A 15,618-nucleotide genomic window follows, 5' to 3' on the forward strand; every position below is an offset into this window, starting at 1 on the left:
CATGCGCCTTGTTGACATGCCATGCCTCACACACAAACGTTCGGACAGGCTCGCGTATCGAGGCAGCGCTGACCAGCAGCCAGGTTCGGCAATATTGCCTCACCACCGGCAATGTGACCTGTTCATTGACCTTCTCGTTGCACAGTGGTGCGGCCTCATGAGCATCGATTCGTCAAAACCGGCAGGTCGCCCGAATAGTTCGATTCTGGCTATCGCTGCGATTGCGCTGCTTGCTTTGGGGGGCATCGTCTGGTGGCTCTGGCCGATCAAGTTAGGCATGGGTGGCGATAAGACGATGGAGGGTGTCGTTGCGCAAATACGTGCCTGGGGGCCGTGGGCTGCATTGGGTTCGATCGTTCTGATGGTTTTGCACTCGTTTCTTCCGTTCCCCTCCGAGATCATCGCGCTGGCCAACGGTATGGTGTTTGGACCATTCTGGGGGGCGGTCATCACCTGGGTTGGTGCCATGCTCGGGGCCATCAGCACATTTGGACTGGTGCGTCTGCTGGGTCGGCCATTTGTCGACCGCATGTTCTCTGAGAGTCAATTGCACCGACTATCCGACTGGTCGTCTCGGCAGGGCGGTATTGCACTGCTCATAGGCCGCCTTATTCCCGTCGTTGCCTTCAATTTACTGAATTACGCTGCTGCGATGACCCACATCTCATGGTGGACCTACATCTGGGCGACGGGCCTGGGCATCCTCCCACTGACAATTCTGCTCAATGTTTTTGGTGCCAGTGTGCTGAACATGACAACTTCACATTGGATCTGGTGGTTGTTTGTCATGCTGGCGGCACTGTGCGCATTAATCCTATGGCGTCGCTCAAGGGCAAACGACGGCAAGAAGTAGGTGGACCTCATAGATCACTGCGTACCACTGCCGGCGCTTGCGTCGGGAGCAACCAAGAGAAGTCACCAGGAGATCATCGGGAGTGCCTGGGCCCTTGTTCGAGTGCGAGAAGCTGCGTCACTGATCAGACCGACGGCGCATGCAATGGTGTAGTGGTTGTGTCCCATTGCAGGGCGTGAAAATCAAAGCCCTCCTGCAGCGTTGGCTTGACCACCGCGAAGTACGGCGACACGTCGAAGTCGCGCGGGGCAAAGAGGCTGTGGTGACGCACTTTAAGAATCTCTTGCACGCAAGCGGGGCAGTCGGGGTGGTCGAGGCTGGTGCTGTTAATAGTGGGAAGAATGGGGTAGTTGATGGACTGAAACGCCTGCGCGATCAAGGTGGAGCATATGGCACGCGTTGGATCGCCACTGCCGAGCAACAACATGCGCCGCCGAAACCGCAGCGGTACCGATGGTGTGGGAAACAGATAACGCGCCAGATCCCACACGTTCCGAAGGTCGTACTGGTGACCGAGGCGGGCGACCGCATAGGCGATCACCTGCGCGATCTCGTCTGCGCTCAGGCCAGAGGGTCGGCAGATGCGGGTGTGATAGCCCTCAAACAGGGTTGCCGGCACGCTTCGGATGCCGTCGGAGACGTCGGCCTCCACGAAGCAATGTCCGGGCGGCACATGGCTGGCCTCCAAGGCCTCTGCCCCTACATACAGTGCAGCATGCGACCAGGTGGATTGGGTGAGGTATTTGATGGCGGTGCTGAAGCGACTGTGGCCTTCCACCAGCAGCACATCGCCTGGTTGCAGCGTTGCCAGCAAGCGCTCGGCACGGGTTGGTGGGGCGCTGCTGTGCTGGTGCACCTCAGAGGAGAGATAGCGGGCCAGGCGGGACCCGAACCAGCCGGTAACCATTCCCATGATGTGCTCCGTGTGCCCCAGCCAGCAAACCGGTTCAACTGCCGTGGCGGCGGGCGATCCAGGCATCGATCGAGAGCTTACCGGGACCGTGCGCCATGAGGTAGAGCAGCACAGCGGCCCAGGTGCCGTGGGTGGGGTAAGCGCCGGGATAGACAAAGAGCTGAATCACCATCGTCATGCCCAGCAGGCCCAGCGCCGAGAGCCGGGTGGCCAGGCCCAACAGAATGAAGATGGAAAAAAAGTGTTCACCGAGCGCAGCCATGGTGGCGCCGAGTTCGGGCGGCAGGAAGGGCAACTTGTATTCCTCCTTGAAGAGAAAGATGGCGTTGTCCGACAGGTGGGGCATGCCCAGTGTGAAGTTGCCGCTGACGATGTCGATGGCCAGACCTTCGATCTTGGTCTGACCCGATTTCCAGAACACCGCAGCGATGGAGAATCGGGCGATGAAGGCCAGCATGGTGTTGGGCAGGTGGCCCATCATGCGGTAGATTTTTTGCAGCAGTGCACTCAGCCGGGGGATCATGCCGGCGGTCTCAGCGCCAGCTTTGGGCGTGGTCAGGGTGTTCATGTAGGTCTCCTGGGTTGTTGTGGGTAATAGCGGCCGTCTGCTGGTTCAGTGGGCACGTTGCACGTCGATCAGCAGTCCGTGGCGTATCAGGTCGGCCAGGGCTTGTGAGAGGTCGAAATCAGGTTCAGCGACAAAGGCTTGCTCGATGGCCTCGCCCAACGTGGCCTTGCTCAAAAGGTGGTTCACCAGCTCGGTCATGCCAGGTAATATTTGCAAAACAAAAACGTCCCATCCGCTGCGAAAAATGAGTGCCGATTCGGCCTGCTGCAGATCGATATCCTCGAGCGCGATGCCGCTGCCTTCCTTGTGCGCAGCCCAGACAGACACGGCTGCATGCGGCGAACGCAGCAGGTGCAGGCTGGGGGCGAGTCGCCAGCGTACCGAGGGCAGGGCGTCGGTGTCCTGCATCACAGCCGCGATGCATTGGGCGTCCATGCCCTGTGCGTCGGCTGCATGCAAGGCCTGCAGGCGCAAGAATTCGAGCCGCGCCACATCGGCCAAATAGGGCAAGCCAGCGGCGGGGGCGAACTGTGCAATGAAGCCGGGGAGTTCGTGGCCGTAGTGGCTGAGCACGCGGGTGCGGGGCGGGTGGGCTCGCACAAAAAATTGGGCCATGGCGCGGAAGAATTCTTCCCCCACCAGTTGCTGCGTCACGGGGAAGGTGTGGGCCAGTGCGTCCACCAGCGAGACCATCACGTTGTTGCGGTGGACAGCGAGGCGCCGTGCAGGGTCGCTGTGGTTCCAGGTGACGAGGCCCTTGGGCAGGGCATGGGCCGGGTCCAGCAAGGCCTGCGCCCAGGTGTGTTGCGTGCTCATTCGACAGCCTCCGCTGCGGGCGCATAGCGGGTACGCGTGCGCGGGCAAGGCTTGTTGGCGTGGCTGTTTGACCCACTCAACGAGCCCAGGTGCTGCTCAGCCAGTTGGGCTTCCTGCAGCATGGTGTTGAAATCGGGCAGGTCGTTGTCGCGTTCGATGAGTGTGGGCTGTGGCCCGGTCAGGGACAGAGCGGTGTCGTACAGCGCCCAGACGACTTCGGCCACGGGCGAACCGTGGGCGTCAATCAACAGTCGGTCGCCAGCGGCGTCCGAGTCTTCGGCAAAGCCCGCGAGGTGAATTTCCTGGGTGGCGTGGCAGGGCATTTCACACAGGCTGCGCATGGGATCGCGCCCATGGTTGACGCTCGACACATAGACGTTGTTTACATCCAGCAGCAGGCCGCAGCCGGTGCGGTGGATCACCTCGCGCAGGAAGTCGCCCTCGCTCCAGGTGGAACTGGCGAACGCCACATAGGTGGACGGATTTTCCAGCAGCATGGCGCGGCGCAGGCAGTTCTGGACCTGATCAATGTGGTCGCAGACGCGGCTGAGCGTGGGCAGGTTATAGGGCAGCGGCAGCAGGTCGTTGAGGAAAACGCCGCCATGGCTGGACCAAGCCAGGTGTTCGGAAAAGACGGCGGGCTGGTAACGATCCACCAACTGGGCCACGGCCCGCAGGTGGTCGGTGTCGAGCGGGTCTTCACCACCGATGGAAAGACCCACGCCGTGGATGCTCAAGGGATATTGCTCACGGATGCGGGTCAGGTGGTGGTGCATGGGGCCACCAGCCACGAGGTAGTTTTCTGCATGCACTTCAAAAAATCCCACGTCAGGCTGAAACGCTTGAACATGGGCAAAGTGTTCGGGTTTGAGGCCGAGCCCGGCCCGTTGTGGCAGTGGCCAACGTACGGGCGAGCTGGTCTGGGCGGTGACCGTGGGCGTGACAGGCCCCAAAGCGGTGGTTTGGCTCATGGTGTTGTCTCCGTCGTAGGTCGTACGCCCCGTTGAAATCAGGCCTTCTCCTTGAATTCCGCCATTTGACCGAAGCCTGTTGGCGACTTGGGCGATGCGGTCTTCTCGCAGGTGCCTTTGGGCACCAGCGACCAGGCGTTGCCTTGGTAGTCCACCTTGGAGGTGCCTGCGCAGGTGGTGCCAGCGCCTGCTTTGCAATCGTTCTTGCCTTTGAGGGCAACGCCGAAGCATTTTTCCTTGTCGGCACTTTGGGCGGCAGCGGGACTGGCGGCCAGCGTCAGGGCGGCGCCCATGGCGAAAGCGAGGGCGGTGCCCGATGCGATACGGGCGGCGTTGCGGCGGGTCATGGTTTGGCTCATGGTGGTCTCCAGATGTCGGAAGGGATTGAGAGTTGAAGCGTGCTCGCCAACAATGTGGGCTTGCATGGATGTAGTCGCCACCGTTGGCGGATCCTTACACCCAAGGCTTCCACTCTTGACCAACTAGGCATGAACACCGGCACGCTGCGGGTGGGTATCGCTCACCCGGAAGAGCGTCCTGTAAGGAATGACCGTTGGTCAACGACCAAGCGGTTCAGTACACACGGAGTTTGCATATGGGTTTGGACATCCTCGGATGGGCGTCGTTGGCCGCAGGTCCTATGCCCCTTGCTTTATGCGCGAGAATCGTTGCGAGGGACTCAGGGGTCTCGCGCAGCATTTCGCCGCACCTTTTTTTCGGAGCTGTTCATGCAAGGGTTTCTCAGTGCCGTGTTTTCCCGGCTGATCATCGTGAACGCAGTGCGCGTTTCGCTGGTGGTCGGCTGTTTGCTCAACCTGATCAACCAGGGAGAGGCCTTGTTTTCCGGCGCACAGGTCTCCTGGCGCCACGTCGTGCTGAACTTTCTGGTGCCGTACGCCGTCTCCAGCTACAGCGCTGCGCGCAACCAGCTGTCGAACAGGCCGGCACCATGAAGCCCGATGCAACAACGCGGGCTGCGACGGCTGAAACGTCTTCGCAACCGGAAGTTGATCCCGCTGAGCTCACTGCGTTGCGGGGAAAAATGGTCAAGTTCGCGACCCTGCAGTTGGGTGATAGGCATCAGGCTGAAGACGCCGTGCAGGAAGCCCTGATGGGGGCCTTCAAAAACGCTGCCGCATTTGCCGGCAAGGCCAGCCTCAAGACCTGGGTGTTCGCCATTCTCAAGCACAAGGTCACCGACATCCTTCGGCAGCGGCAGCGGCAGCGGCATGTATCCACCCAGCACGCCATGGGAGACGCCGACGAAGAGGCAGATTTCACCGAGCTCTTCAATGCTCGCGGCATGTGGGAACCCGATGAACGCCCCGCTACCTGGGGCAATCCGACCGAGACTTTGCAGGACAAGCAATTCTGGAAGGTATTCGAGGTTTGCCTGGAGGGCTTGCCTGGTCAGCAGGCCCGTGTTTTCATGATGCGTGAGTACGTGGGACTTGATTCGCACGAAATCTGCGCCGAGGCGGGTATTACCTCGACCAACTTGAACGTAATGCTCCACCGGTCGCGGCTGCGCCTTCGAGAGTGCCTGGAGAACCGCTGGTTCGTTGGGGGAGATGCAGCATGCTGAATTGCCATGAAGTCACCCGCCTGGTGTCTGAATCCCAGGAGCGCAACCTATCGGTCACCGAGAAGCTCTCGCTCAACCTGCACCTGATGATGTGCGATGGGTGCAAGAATTTCAGTCTGCAAGTGCCTTTCCTGAGGAAAGCCATGCGTGCCTATGCGGAGCGACTGGACGAGGTTGTCGATCAACCCAACCCGGCGCTCGACCAACCCCAAGATGGGAGCGTCCCATAAGTTTATTCAGATCGCTTCCGGACGATGCTGGTATGCGCCATATCCTGACGGACGATCTGTAGGCTGCGCGTGCGCTGCTCAGGGGCTTGCCCTGATGCCCATCTACAGATTGGTCGCGCGTCTCGCAGTTTGATTTGCCTGCTTTCCTTATCAAGTGAGCGAGCAAGGGCGAGCGCTGAACATGTGTCGCTCGGTGCCAATTGACTAAAACGGATCCGATCGCGTCTCAGTTCTCGCTCAGCAGATCGGCCAGCTTGCCGGCCCGATCCAGCGCAACTAGGTCGTCAAAGCCGCCTACATGTAGTGTGTCAATGAAAATCTGTGGCACGGTGTGGCGGCCGGTCAGTTCGATCATTTGTTCCAGCATGCCGGGTTGTTGATCGACGCTGATTTTGTTCAGTTGGGTGACACCCTTGCGTCGCAAAAGGTTTTCAGCCGCGCTGCAATAGCCGCAGCCTTGCGCACTGTAGAACGTGATGGCGGGCATGGAAATTCCTTTCATTGAATGGGTGGATATGCACAGCGTACTGTTCATTTCAAGACGAAAGGTGGTAAGTCGTCTTCATTTATTGATTGAACGTATCATCGGCCTATGGACCCCATAGCCAGCTTGCTCCACAGCTTTTCCCTGCATGCGGGTGTTTTCTACACCGGAAACATCTGCGGTATCCACGATTTCGAGCGCGACACCGGCCGCGGCCATCTGCACTTGATCCGATGTGGTGAGGTGCAGGTGCGGGGCGTGACTCGGCGGCGCTTCGTAGTGAGTAAACCCACGCTGATGTTTCTGCCGCGACCGGACCAACACCGCCTGGTGGCCGACGACGGTGCAGGTGCTGACGTGGTGTGCGCCACCGTGCAGTTTGGCGGCGCCAACACCAATCCGATCACGGCATCACTGCCCGATCTGGTCATGGTGCCTTTGGCGGATCTGCCCGGTGTGGATGCTTTGCTTGAGCTGATGCTTGACGAGGCTTTTCACGTACACGCTGGCCGCCAAGGCGTCCTGGATCGGCTGTGCGAGGTTCTGATCGTGAGGTTGCTGCGGCATTGCATGGCCCATGGTCTGACCCAGGGCGGTACGCTGGCAGGGCTTTCAGATGCGCGCCTGGGCCCGGTTCTCGCGGCCTTGCATGCTTCGCCAGAGCGCGAATGGGATTTGCCGGGAATGGCGTCCCTGGCCGGGATGTCACGGGCCCGCTTTGCCGTGTACTTTCGGCAGGTGACCGGGGAGACGCCGGCAAATTACCTGGCCTCGTGGCGGGTCATGCTGGCGCAGCGCCTGCTGACGCGCGGCGTGGCAATCAAGCAGGTGGCGCTGGATGTGGGTTATGGCAGTGCCAGTGCCTTGTCCCGCGCTTTCGTTCGAAAGCAAGGCGTGGCTCCTGGAGAATGGCTCAGACAGCAAACGACTGCGCCCGCTGCATGAAGGCGACGCGGCGTTTCAGTGATCACCGGTGTAAGAGGGGATAGACTCATCTTCCAAGCCCAGATCAAGCGTACCCATTTGCGAGGTCAGCGTACGCAAAGTTTTCATCTGTTTTTCCACCTCCTTGCAATCGCTGCACAGCTTGAGATGAATGCGAAGCCGCATTTGATCGCCAAGATCCAGTGGCTCGTCCAGAGCCTGCGACATGAGCTCTGCGGCGCGCTCGCATGAATGGAAGAGGCTCATTGGGGATTGAAAAATAGTCATGAAACATCCCGAATAGTGTGGCCGCGGGAAGTCATGCACTGACGCAAACCCATGCGGGCGCGATGCAAGACCATGCGGCAGTTGTCGGCCGTCAAGCCCAGACGCATACAGATTTCGGGCGTTTCGAAGCCCAGCCATTCGCGCATCATGAACACCCGCCCCGTCTGGACCGGCAGGCATCGCAGGCAGCTTTCAAGCGTTGACATGATCTGTCGTTGTGCTTCGCGGCCTTCGGGTTGCTGCCAGGCGTCCACTGGCTCCAAGTAGCCACCCTGTTCATTGAATGTTCCATCGGTGGGATTGGCTTGGTCTTCGCCCTCGCCGTGCGTGTTGTAAATGCGTCGTCGTTGGTGTGGGGATCGGTACCAGTCGGCGATCTTGTTCTTCAGGATTGCCGTTGCCCAGGTGGTGAGAGAGGCTTCTCCACGAAGCGTTGGCTGGTTCTCCAGCACGTTGATAAGGGTTTCCTGCGCCAGATCTTCAGCTAATGCGGGGTCGCGCACCACCATGCGGGCATGTCGAATCAGACGCTTACGCAGTGCAATCCAGCTGGCTTGCTCGAATTGCTCAGGCATTGCGTTGTCTGCCTCGCTGGATTGAGATGTGAGGTTCAACGAGCAACTCCGATGGGGAACATGTGACTGTGAACAGCGCCTCGTGTGGTTCTGTTCAGTCGTTCAAGCGCACGAAAAATTACAAGGCGCTTCTGAGATTCTGAAAATTCGTCGAGATGGTTGCCTTGTGCCCCGGGCCTTCGCATGCCCGATCCATCAACCCGCGGCGTTGAGGATCGGAATGCGACCGTTGCGAGCACTGTGGCTCATGAGCAATATGGCTCAACGCGTGCTCGTTCTCAGTTGACATAGACCGGCAATTTGCCTGCGGCCCGCAGTGTTGCAACTTCTTCCTCGACTTGGCGGCGAGTCAAATTTGACGAGGTTTTTTGGGCTGCTGGAACTGCTGTCGAGAATTCGCCATAGGCGACCGTGTTGTTGGCCTGGGCTGTGTGTAGCTTCGCTACGACCTGTGCGCGCGAGAGGCTTGGTCCGCTGATGGCCACGTCTTGACCCCAGGTTTCGCCATTGCCCGGTTGTGCAAAGACTGCGACAGATGTGAGGGAGGTGACGGCCAGGATGCCTGCTGCGAGGAGGGTTTTCATGATGTTTCCTTTCGGGTTTGGGGCGCTGCGATTTGCATTGCCTTCATGACCTTGGACGCAACAGCCTGAGAAAACGTGACAGGTTTTTTTGAGCCTGTCCTGATTTTTTGATTTGAGAAACGGATGAAACCTTCGTGTTCACGGCGTGAGAACAAGGGGTCTCAAAAGAGAGACGAAGGGTTTCTTATTTCCGTCGGTAGTCCATAGGATTCTTGTGTGGCTTGGGCGATCGTCTTCGCTTCAAGCGCCTGTTCATTCTTTTCCTCAACTCCAGGAGCCATCAACATGTCGACAACAGCCTACATCCAGCAACTTCAGTCCGTTGCCCACGCCACCGCCCAAGGCGCACAGAAAGAGATTCTGGACACCGCACTCAAGCAGGTCGGCTTTATTCCCAACATGTACGCCAACATGGCCAATGCACCGGCCGTGCTCAGCACCTACCTGCATGGCTACGGCCTGTTCCGTGGCGAGTCGGGCCTCACCCCAGCCGAGCAGGAGGTGGTGTTTCTGGCGGTCAGCAAAACCAATGGCTGCAAATACTGCACGGCCGCGCACAGCATGATTGCCGACAAGATGTCGGGCGTGCCGGCCCCTGTGCTGCAGGCCATCCGAAGCCACCAGCCCATTCCCGACGCCAAGCTCGCTGCGCTCTTTGAAGTCACGACCGAGATGGTCAAAAGCCTGGGCCAGCCCAGTCCGGCCGCCGTGGCGGCCTTCCTGGACGCCGGGTACCAGGAGCGGGACCTGCTCTACATTGTGTTGGCCGTGTCGGTGAAGGTGCTCAGCAACTATTCCAACCACGCCTTCGGGACGCAGGTGGATGAGCGTTTCGCCGCCTACAAAGGCGATTGAGTTTCCGAGCCATCACACCCACGTTGACACCGGAATCTTTCGAGCGGGTCATGGGATGCGCCGCCGCTGAACTGGTGTCGTGGTTGCCACGGGCGCTGGCCGATGCTTCAATGCGGATCGATGTCGCTGGACAGTGCAAACTGCCTTTTTGCAGCAGAGCGCCCGGAGCGCACTTGGTGAACCCTGCCGCCATGGCGCGCGGCCGTACTGAAAAGCCTCGGCTGGCTGTGCGGTTCACTTGCACCGGTTTGAGCGATTCGGAGCGCTCCGGACCCTGAAGCACGTTGACCGGTAAATACCCCGAGGCGGAGGACGTCCCTAGCACTTTCCAAGGAGCTTTTCAAATGAATATTCAGACGCTGGCGTTTGACACGGGTGGAACGGTGCTGGATTGGCACGGAGGGCTGGTGAGCGCCTTTGCGCATGCGGGGCTTCAACATGGTTTGGTACGAGATTGGCACGCCGTGACCAACGACTATCGCCGTGCGGCAATGAAGGCCATCGTCGGACAGGTACGGCCTGCGTTCAACATGGACGACGTGCACCGCACGGAGCTCGATGGCGTGTTGGCGCAATACGGCCTTCAGGCGTTCACCACGCAAGACCGCTGGCTGATACACCGCACCTGGTACGGGTTGAAGGCCTGGCACGATTTTCCTTCTGCGCTGAACCGGATGAGGCGCAAATACCCAGTGGTCTCGTTCACCATGTTGCCTTTGGCGATGGTGATTGCGGTTTCGCGGCGCAACGATTTTGAATGGGATGGCGTCATCTCGTGCGAGATGATCGGCGTGTACAAGCCGCAACCAGAGGCCTATGCACAGGTGGCGATCTGGTTGGGCCTGGAGCCGGCGCAAATCCTGATGGTGGCTTGCCACAACTTCGATCTGAATGCGGCGCGCGCCAGTGGCTACCGGACGGCCTTCGTGCGGCGGCCGGATGAATGGGGCCCTGCAGGGCCTCCCGATCCCGAACCCCATCCCGACTGCACCTTTGTGGTGGATGATTTCCCGACGCTCGCCGATCGGCTGGGTGCCTGAGAGCCCAACGGGGGCGATCGCAACGGCCTGGCCGCCGTGGAGGCCTTCCTGGAAGCCGGGTACCAGGAGCGGGACCTGCTCTACACAGTGGCGGCACAGGACGTCTTGCCAGTCGTTGCTGTTGAGTCGGCCAAAATTTCCCGAAATGCAGCCGCCACTGCCTCATGCCCTATCGGGCCTATTGGGTCTATTGCCTCTGACGTAGGGTTTTTAGTCCTGTCTCTTTCGGGTGACTTTGTCCCGCAGGGTCACGAATTCCTCAGCCGCTGAGGGGTGCAGTGCTACGGTGGCATCAAAGTCGGCTTTGGTGGCCCCCATCCGAATGGCAATCGCCAGAGCCTGGATGATCTCGGGCGCATCGGCGCCCACCATGTGCGCGCCCAGCACACGCTGGCTGGCCGTGTCCACAATCAGCTTGACCAGCGTGCGCTCGTCGCGCCCGGACAGGGTGTGGCGCATGTTGCGGAACTTGCTGCTGTAAATATCGATTTCGCCATACTGGGCAAGTGCCAGTGCCTCGGTCAGTCCCACCGTGCCGATAGGGGGTTGGCTGAACACCGCCGACGGCACGGTGGTCAGGTCGGCGCTGACGGGCTTGGACCCAAACAGCGTCTGCGCCAACGCCGCGCCTTCGCGAATGGCCACCGGGGTGAGTGCGATGCGGTTGGTGACGTCGCCCACCGCGTGGATGCTGTCGATGCTGGTTTTGCCAAAGGCATCGACCTTGACGCCGCCGGCCTGGTCCAGCGCAACGCCCGCCTCCAGCAGCCCCAGGCCTTGGGTATTGGGCACGCGGCCGGTGGCGTAGAGCACCGCATCCACCACCAGCGGCGCGGTGGACGTCCCTGTGAGGCTTGCCGACAAACTGGCGTCGTTCAGGCGGTCGATCCGCGCCACGTCATGGTGCAGCAGCACGGTGATGCCTTTTTTGACCATCTCGCCTTGCAAGTGCGCGCGTACGTCGTCGTCAAAGCCGCGCAGCACCTGGCCAGCGCGGTAGCACAGCGTGACCTGCGCGCCCAAGCTATTCAGTATGCCGGCAAACTCCACCGCGATGTAGCCACCGCCGACCACCAGCACCCGCTTGGGCAGTTGCGGCAAGTCAAACACCTCATTGGACGTGATGGCGTGTTCGACGCCTGGGACGGGTGGAACAAACGGTGTGCCGCCGGTGGCCACAAGGATGTGCTCGGCGGTGACCTGCTTGTCGTTGACGAGCACGGTGTGTGCATCGAGCAGACGGGCGGCGCCGTGCAGGACCGAAACTCCAGAGCCCTCTAAATTGGTTTCGTAAATGCTGCTCAGGCGAGCGATTTCCTTGTCTTTGGCCGCTATCAGCTTAGGCCAGGAAAATTGCGCCGGGGGCACGGTCCAGCCAAAACCCTGTGCATCAGCGAAATCCTCGGCATAGTGGGCTGCGTACACCAGCAGTTTTTTCGGGACACAACCACGAATGACGCAGGTGCCACCGTAGCGGAAGTTCTCGGCAATCCCCACGCGAGCGCCCAGCCCCGCGGCAACGCGCGCGGCGCGCACTCCACCAGAGCCACCGCCGATGACGAAGAGTTGGTAGTCGTATGAAGGCATTGAATTCCTATTGTTCAGCGCGCTATAGCGCAGGGTTGAGAAGCTGCAACTCTCTATAGCTTGCAGCGCTGTTTCGCTTTGGGCTATGGGTGCACGACTATGCCCGATATGGGGCAACCGCATCGTTCCGCTGAGCTTCTGTGCGGTGACTCGCTGCGTGGATGGCAAACTTGGTCTGAGGAGCTACTCACAGCCCGCGCCGGTTCGCCTCGACTTGCAGGGCGTCCAGATCGGCCGCCCAATCAATGCGTGACTGACTCAGCACTTCAAGGCGCTTGTTGTTGAGCGCATCTTCCAGCCTGCCATGGCCATTTAAGCGGGTGTCTCGTCGCTCCAGCAAGTTGGCGATCAAGGGTCGATACAGGGCCAAAAAATGATTCAGCCAGGCACAAGCGTGTTCGTGTCCGGTCACTGGTCCGGGGCGGCACCGATCCAGGCATGCCAGTGTGTGCGTGGCGTCAAACCAGTGCCCATCGGTGACCCATCGGTTGGTGGTGAACAGCTTGACGGGTAGGCCCCGAGCGTCGAGGGCAATCGCCAGCATGTGCGTGGGTGCGCTGCGCGCCCAGACCTTGCGGCCCTGTCTGGGCCGGCTTCGGCGTCCTGAGACAGTGGCGTGCCAGAACACGTGCAGGTGTCCGTGCTCGTCGCCATGGGTGCGGTGGGCGTGGTAGTAGAACTGGGTCCCGCTGCGCAGGTCGATGATGTCGGAAGGCGGGTAGTGTTTGTATTCCACCACCTCCGCACCTTGCACCCAGCTTTGCAGCAATGAGCCAGACGCCTGCGTCGCGTCAGCGAATGCCTCCACGCAAGATTGGCCGTGTTGCAGCGTGGTGTTCAGTTCGGTCGCGTTGATGGAGCGCCAGTGTCGGCGCAATACGGGCGATGCGGGCATAGGTGCTGAAACCAAAAGAGACTCTGGAGCAGGGATGTGCTCCAGGGCGCAGGTTCACAGGCCAGGTTTCATTTCTTGGCCGCGCAGGCGCCGCATTTGGCTTTGCAGGCGCTGCACTTCGACATGGTCTTGGCCGAGCCACATTTGGCGCCGCATGCACGGCAGGCCATGGCGCAACCGCCCAGGGCCGCAGTAGTAACAACAGCGGCGGCCAGACTCAGAGACAGGCGGGATGAGAGCGTAGACATGATGGGGAGTTCTCCAGTTGGGTTTAAGACACCAGGGACTCGCACATGGCGGAAGGCAAATGCACAAGCCTTGGTGAGGGTTTGTCGTCAATGATGTTGCCCCCATATTCCAGTCCCCGTCCTAGTCGCAATAAAGCGCCTGGTCCACCAGTGGTTCCGGGCGCGCCTTTGCGGCCTGCTGCCGCCTGAACTCGCGAGGCGAGCGCATTTTCAGCGATGAGTGCGGGTGCACCTCGTTGAAGTGCTCAAAGGCTGCTGGCAACTGAGCCAGCACGGTCTGCGCATCACGCCGGTCCATGCGTGCCACGTAGTCGCGTTTGAACGTGTTGACGAAGCTCTCGGCCATGCCGTTGCTCTGGGGACTGCAGACTGGGGTGTTGATGGGCTGTAACCCCAGCGAGCGCGCAAGCGCTCGGGTGTCCGCTGCGATGTAGGCCCCGCCGTTGTCGCTCAGGAACTCCAGTTTGTGACCGGCAGGAACCGCTTCGACGGCGCCAAAGCGCCGCTCCACCGCTTCGATGAGCATCTCGCGCACGGGTTCGCCAGGAAGACCCTTGCCCTCCCATGCACGCCATGCCATGACCTCCCGGTCGCAGCAGTCTTTGGTAAAGGTCGCCGTCACTGTTTGGCCCGAATCACACTTGATTTCCAGGCCGTCGGAGCACCAGCGCAGGTCGCTGCGCGATACGGCAACCCGGCCTTCATGCGTGCGGGCCGACTGGCGCCGGCGCGGCGCCTTGGGCAGCAGCAGACCCGCCTGGGCCATCACGCGATAGACGCGTTTGGGATTGACTCGCGCATCGCCGCAGCCCGCACGCTGGCGGTTCACCAAGGCACAGGCCCGGCGGTAGCCATAGCTGGGCAGGTCGGCGATTTCTTGACGCAACTGGCCAAGCAGCGCGTCATCGTCACGGGGCGTGCGATGTGTCCGGCCGTCCGTCCAATCGTCATCTCGTCCGAGCAAGTCACGCACATGCGAGCGCGCCAACCCTAGCGTGCGGCAGACCGTCTTCACAGCTCCTCCCTGGGCAATAAGGGCGAGCGCGCAATCCACTTTTTTTCGGTGGCGTACTCCACGGCTTCCTTGAGGATTTCGTTCTCCAGGGTCTTCTTGCCGAGCACGCGCTGGAGCTTGGCGATTTCCGCGCGGGCGGCCGCCAGCTCAGATGCCGGCACAACCGCCTCACCTGCCGACACAGCGGTCAAAGCGCCTTGCCGTTCGAGCTTGCGCCACATGAACAGCAAGCTTGCGGAAACGCTTTCCTGACGAGCCACGAGGGACACACTCATGCCTGGTTCGTAGGTGCGTCGCACCAAGGCGGCCTTCTCGGGGAGGGACCAGCGCCTGCGGCGCTGGTCTTTCAAAATCACTTCTACCGATTCCGTATGCCTAGTCGTATTCATGGTCCTATTCCTATCTCAAAGATAAGCGATAGGACGGGGCCTGGGAATCAGGGGGCTATTTCATCAACGGGGGGGCTATCGTTACAGCGATCGAGGATGAACGATGACGACCAATCCTTTATGCCGCGCAGTTTTTCAGTCTTTTCGGCCTCTAGCGCTTGCACAGCTTGCGTTGGTAGCTATTGTTTTGTAAGCATTGCGCCGCTTGCGTTGCGGAGTGTTTTTCCTCGACTCAACAGTACGGATCCATTGCAGCAGTCACCCGTCGTGTAAGAGTGATGCCGTGTGGGACGACGAATGGGCATCAACCACCCATTGCGGAGTCTCTTATGTCGAAAAATGTCCTCCTGGCCCGGCCCCACCCGTTCATCGTTGCGGAAATGAAGCCATTTTTGGAGGACAACGGCTACACGCTCAGCAAGCTGGAGGCCATGGCCAGCCTTCCGGCCATGGCCGCCCAAGCTGGGGGTGCCGTCATTTCTCTGGCACTGTCGTCCCCGCTGCCCGAGTCCGCTGCAGTGGTGTTCCAGCAGTTGCGCCAGGTAGCGCCTGGAGTGCCGGTGCTCTTTGCCTCGATGCTGGCGTTTGATCAGGCCCTGCCCGGTATGCAGCGCCTTGCCGCGCAGTCCGGGGTTCAGGCGGAGATCTACGGGGTGGACACGGAGGCTTCCGCGTCGCGACTGGGGCGCCCACAGGCTTTTCTGTATTTCAGTAAGGAGGATCTGGCCACCCCTGCGCGCCGCGTGGTGGCGACCCGGATGCTCAAGCGGCATTTTAACCAATAGATCGGTTTCGTCC

The 15,618-nt window shown here is 60.4% G+C and carries 21 protein-coding genes; 9 read left to right on the forward strand and 12 right to left on the reverse strand.

The window, feature by feature from the left end:
- Window positions 1-157 precede the first annotated feature (157 nt).
- Complete coding sequence (locus AC07ZH_RS13920; RefSeq protein ID WP_495200235.1) at window positions 158-853, forward strand: TVP38/TMEM64 family protein; 696 nt, start codon at window positions 158-160, stop codon at window positions 851-853.
- A 124-nt stretch (window positions 854-977) separates the two neighbouring features.
- On the opposite strand, the gene AC07ZH_RS13925 is transcribed toward AC07ZH_RS13920, so the two are convergent.
- The 5 genes from AC07ZH_RS13925 to AC07ZH_RS13945 all read right to left on the reverse strand — a co-directional run bounded on the left by AC07ZH_RS13925 (window position 978) and on the right by AC07ZH_RS13945 (window position 4,480).
- Window positions 978-1,766: a YiiX/YebB-like N1pC/P60 family cysteine hydrolase gene (locus AC07ZH_RS13925; RefSeq protein WP_495200236.1), complete on the reverse strand. Its 789-nt coding sequence runs from the start codon at window positions 1,764-1,766 to the stop codon at window positions 978-980.
- Window positions 1,767-1,800: 34 nt separating this feature from the next.
- Window positions 1,801-2,247 (reverse strand): DoxX family protein, encoded by a 447-nt coding sequence (locus AC07ZH_RS13930; RefSeq protein ID WP_495200299.1) that lies wholly within the window; start codon window positions 2,245-2,247, stop codon window positions 1,801-1,803.
- 132 nt (window positions 2,248-2,379) lie between these two features.
- Window positions 2,380-3,150: an HvfC/BufC N-terminal domain-containing protein gene (locus tag AC07ZH_RS13935; RefSeq protein WP_495200237.1), complete on the reverse strand. Its 771-nt coding sequence runs from the start codon at window positions 3,148-3,150 to the stop codon at window positions 2,380-2,382.
- A complete protein-coding gene (gene bufB / locus AC07ZH_RS13940) occupies window positions 3,147-4,121 on the reverse strand; it encodes an MNIO family bufferin maturase (protein WP_495200238.1) in 975 nt (324 codons plus the stop codon). Before bufB ends, AC07ZH_RS13935 begins: the two co-directional genes overlap by 4 nt.
- Window positions 4,122-4,159: 38 nt before the next feature.
- Complete coding sequence (locus AC07ZH_RS13945) at window positions 4,160-4,480, reverse strand: BufA1 family periplasmic bufferin-type metallophore (protein ID WP_495200239.1); 321 nt, start codon at window positions 4,478-4,480, stop codon at window positions 4,160-4,162.
- A gap of 369 nt (window positions 4,481-4,849) precedes the next feature.
- On the opposite strand from AC07ZH_RS13945, the gene nrtS reads away from it, so the two are divergent.
- Genes nrtS through AC07ZH_RS13960 form a run of 3 tightly spaced genes read left to right on the forward strand, consistent with a single transcriptional unit; the run spans window position 4,850 to window position 5,936 of the window.
- Window positions 4,850-5,074: a nitrate/nitrite transporter NrtS gene (gene nrtS / locus AC07ZH_RS13950; protein ID WP_495200240.1), complete on the forward strand. Its 225-nt coding sequence runs from the start codon at window positions 4,850-4,852 to the stop codon at window positions 5,072-5,074.
- Window positions 5,071-5,706 (forward strand): sigma-70 family RNA polymerase sigma factor, encoded by a 636-nt coding sequence (locus AC07ZH_RS13955; RefSeq protein ID WP_495200241.1) that lies wholly within the window; start codon window positions 5,071-5,073, stop codon window positions 5,704-5,706. Before nrtS ends, AC07ZH_RS13955 begins: the two co-directional genes overlap by 4 nt.
- Complete coding sequence (locus tag AC07ZH_RS13960; protein ID WP_495200242.1) at window positions 5,700-5,936, forward strand: zf-HC2 domain-containing protein; 237 nt, start codon at window positions 5,700-5,702, stop codon at window positions 5,934-5,936. Before AC07ZH_RS13955 ends, AC07ZH_RS13960 begins: the two co-directional genes overlap by 7 nt.
- A gap of 226 nt (window positions 5,937-6,162) precedes the next feature.
- Here the strand turns inward: AC07ZH_RS13960 and grxC are convergent, their stop codons facing one another.
- Window positions 6,163-6,423, reverse strand: a complete 261-nt coding sequence (gene grxC / locus AC07ZH_RS13965; protein ID WP_495200300.1) for a glutaredoxin 3 — start codon at window positions 6,421-6,423, stop codon at window positions 6,163-6,165.
- Between the two features lie 105 nt (window positions 6,424-6,528).
- Here grxC and AC07ZH_RS13970 point away from each other — a divergent pair, with 105 nt between their 5' ends.
- The gene (locus AC07ZH_RS13970; RefSeq protein ID WP_495200243.1) at window positions 6,529-7,365 is read left to right on the forward strand and encodes an AraC family transcriptional regulator; all 837 of its coding nucleotides are present in this window, start codon (window positions 6,529-6,531) and stop codon (window positions 7,363-7,365) included.
- 15 nt (window positions 7,366-7,380) lie between these two features.
- On the opposite strand, the gene AC07ZH_RS13975 is transcribed toward AC07ZH_RS13970, so the two are convergent.
- The 3 genes from AC07ZH_RS13975 to AC07ZH_RS13985 form a co-directional block, all read right to left on the reverse strand.
- Window positions 7,381-7,611 (reverse strand): zf-HC2 domain-containing protein, encoded by a 231-nt coding sequence (locus AC07ZH_RS13975; protein ID WP_495200244.1) that lies wholly within the window; start codon window positions 7,609-7,611, stop codon window positions 7,381-7,383.
- A 17-nt stretch (window positions 7,612-7,628) separates the two neighbouring features.
- On the reverse strand, window positions 7,629-8,246 hold the full coding sequence (locus AC07ZH_RS13980; RefSeq protein ID WP_495200245.1) for a sigma-70 family RNA polymerase sigma factor: 618 nt from the start codon (window positions 8,244-8,246) through the stop codon (window positions 7,629-7,631).
- 239 nt (window positions 8,247-8,485) lie between these two features.
- On the reverse strand, window positions 8,486-8,791 hold the full coding sequence (locus AC07ZH_RS13985) for a hypothetical protein (protein WP_495200246.1): 306 nt from the start codon (window positions 8,789-8,791) through the stop codon (window positions 8,486-8,488).
- A gap of 285 nt (window positions 8,792-9,076) precedes the next feature.
- On the opposite strand from AC07ZH_RS13985, the gene AC07ZH_RS13990 reads away from it, so the two are divergent.
- Window positions 9,077-9,646 (forward strand): carboxymuconolactone decarboxylase family protein, encoded by a 570-nt coding sequence (locus AC07ZH_RS13990; protein ID WP_495200247.1) that lies wholly within the window; start codon window positions 9,077-9,079, stop codon window positions 9,644-9,646.
- Window positions 9,647-9,990: 344 nt separating this feature from the next.
- Window positions 9,991-10,686: an HAD-IA family hydrolase gene (locus AC07ZH_RS13995; RefSeq protein ID WP_495200248.1), complete on the forward strand. Its 696-nt coding sequence runs from the start codon at window positions 9,991-9,993 to the stop codon at window positions 10,684-10,686.
- A 210-nt stretch (window positions 10,687-10,896) separates the two neighbouring features.
- On the opposite strand, the gene gor is transcribed toward AC07ZH_RS13995, so the two are convergent.
- The 3 genes from gor to AC07ZH_RS14010 form a co-directional block, all read right to left on the reverse strand.
- Window positions 10,897-12,273, reverse strand: coding sequence for a glutathione-disulfide reductase (gene gor, locus AC07ZH_RS14000; protein WP_495200249.1), 1,377 nt, complete (start codon window positions 12,271-12,273; stop codon window positions 10,897-10,899).
- A 187-nt stretch (window positions 12,274-12,460) separates the two neighbouring features.
- The gene (locus AC07ZH_RS14005) at window positions 12,461-13,168 is read right to left on the reverse strand and encodes a DUF6969 family protein (RefSeq protein ID WP_495200250.1); all 708 of its coding nucleotides are present in this window, start codon (window positions 13,166-13,168) and stop codon (window positions 12,461-12,463) included.
- 369 nt (window positions 13,169-13,537) lie between these two features.
- Window positions 13,538-14,820, reverse strand: a protein-coding gene (locus AC07ZH_RS14010) for an IS3 family transposase (protein WP_495200251.1) whose coding sequence is annotated in 2 segments (ribosomal slippage) — window positions 13,538-14,469 and window positions 14,469-14,820 — 1,284 coding nt in all. Because the reading frame shifts where the segments join, the coding sequence is not laid out codon by codon here.
- Between the two features lie 120 nt (window positions 14,821-14,940).
- On the opposite strand from AC07ZH_RS14010, the gene AC07ZH_RS14015 reads away from it, so the two are divergent.
- The gene (locus AC07ZH_RS14015; protein WP_495200301.1) at window positions 14,941-15,093 is read left to right on the forward strand and encodes a DUF1010 domain-containing protein; all 153 of its coding nucleotides are present in this window, start codon (window positions 14,941-14,943) and stop codon (window positions 15,091-15,093) included.
- 56 nt (window positions 15,094-15,149) lie between these two features.
- Window positions 15,150-15,605 carry a response regulator gene (locus tag AC07ZH_RS14020; RefSeq protein WP_495200252.1) on the forward strand — a complete coding sequence of 152 codons (456 nt, stop codon included), beginning with the start codon at window positions 15,150-15,152 and terminating at the stop codon, window positions 15,603-15,605.
- Window positions 15,606-15,618 lie beyond the last annotated feature (13 nt).

The organism is Simplicispira sp. GW247-4R2A (assembly GCF_059424465.1).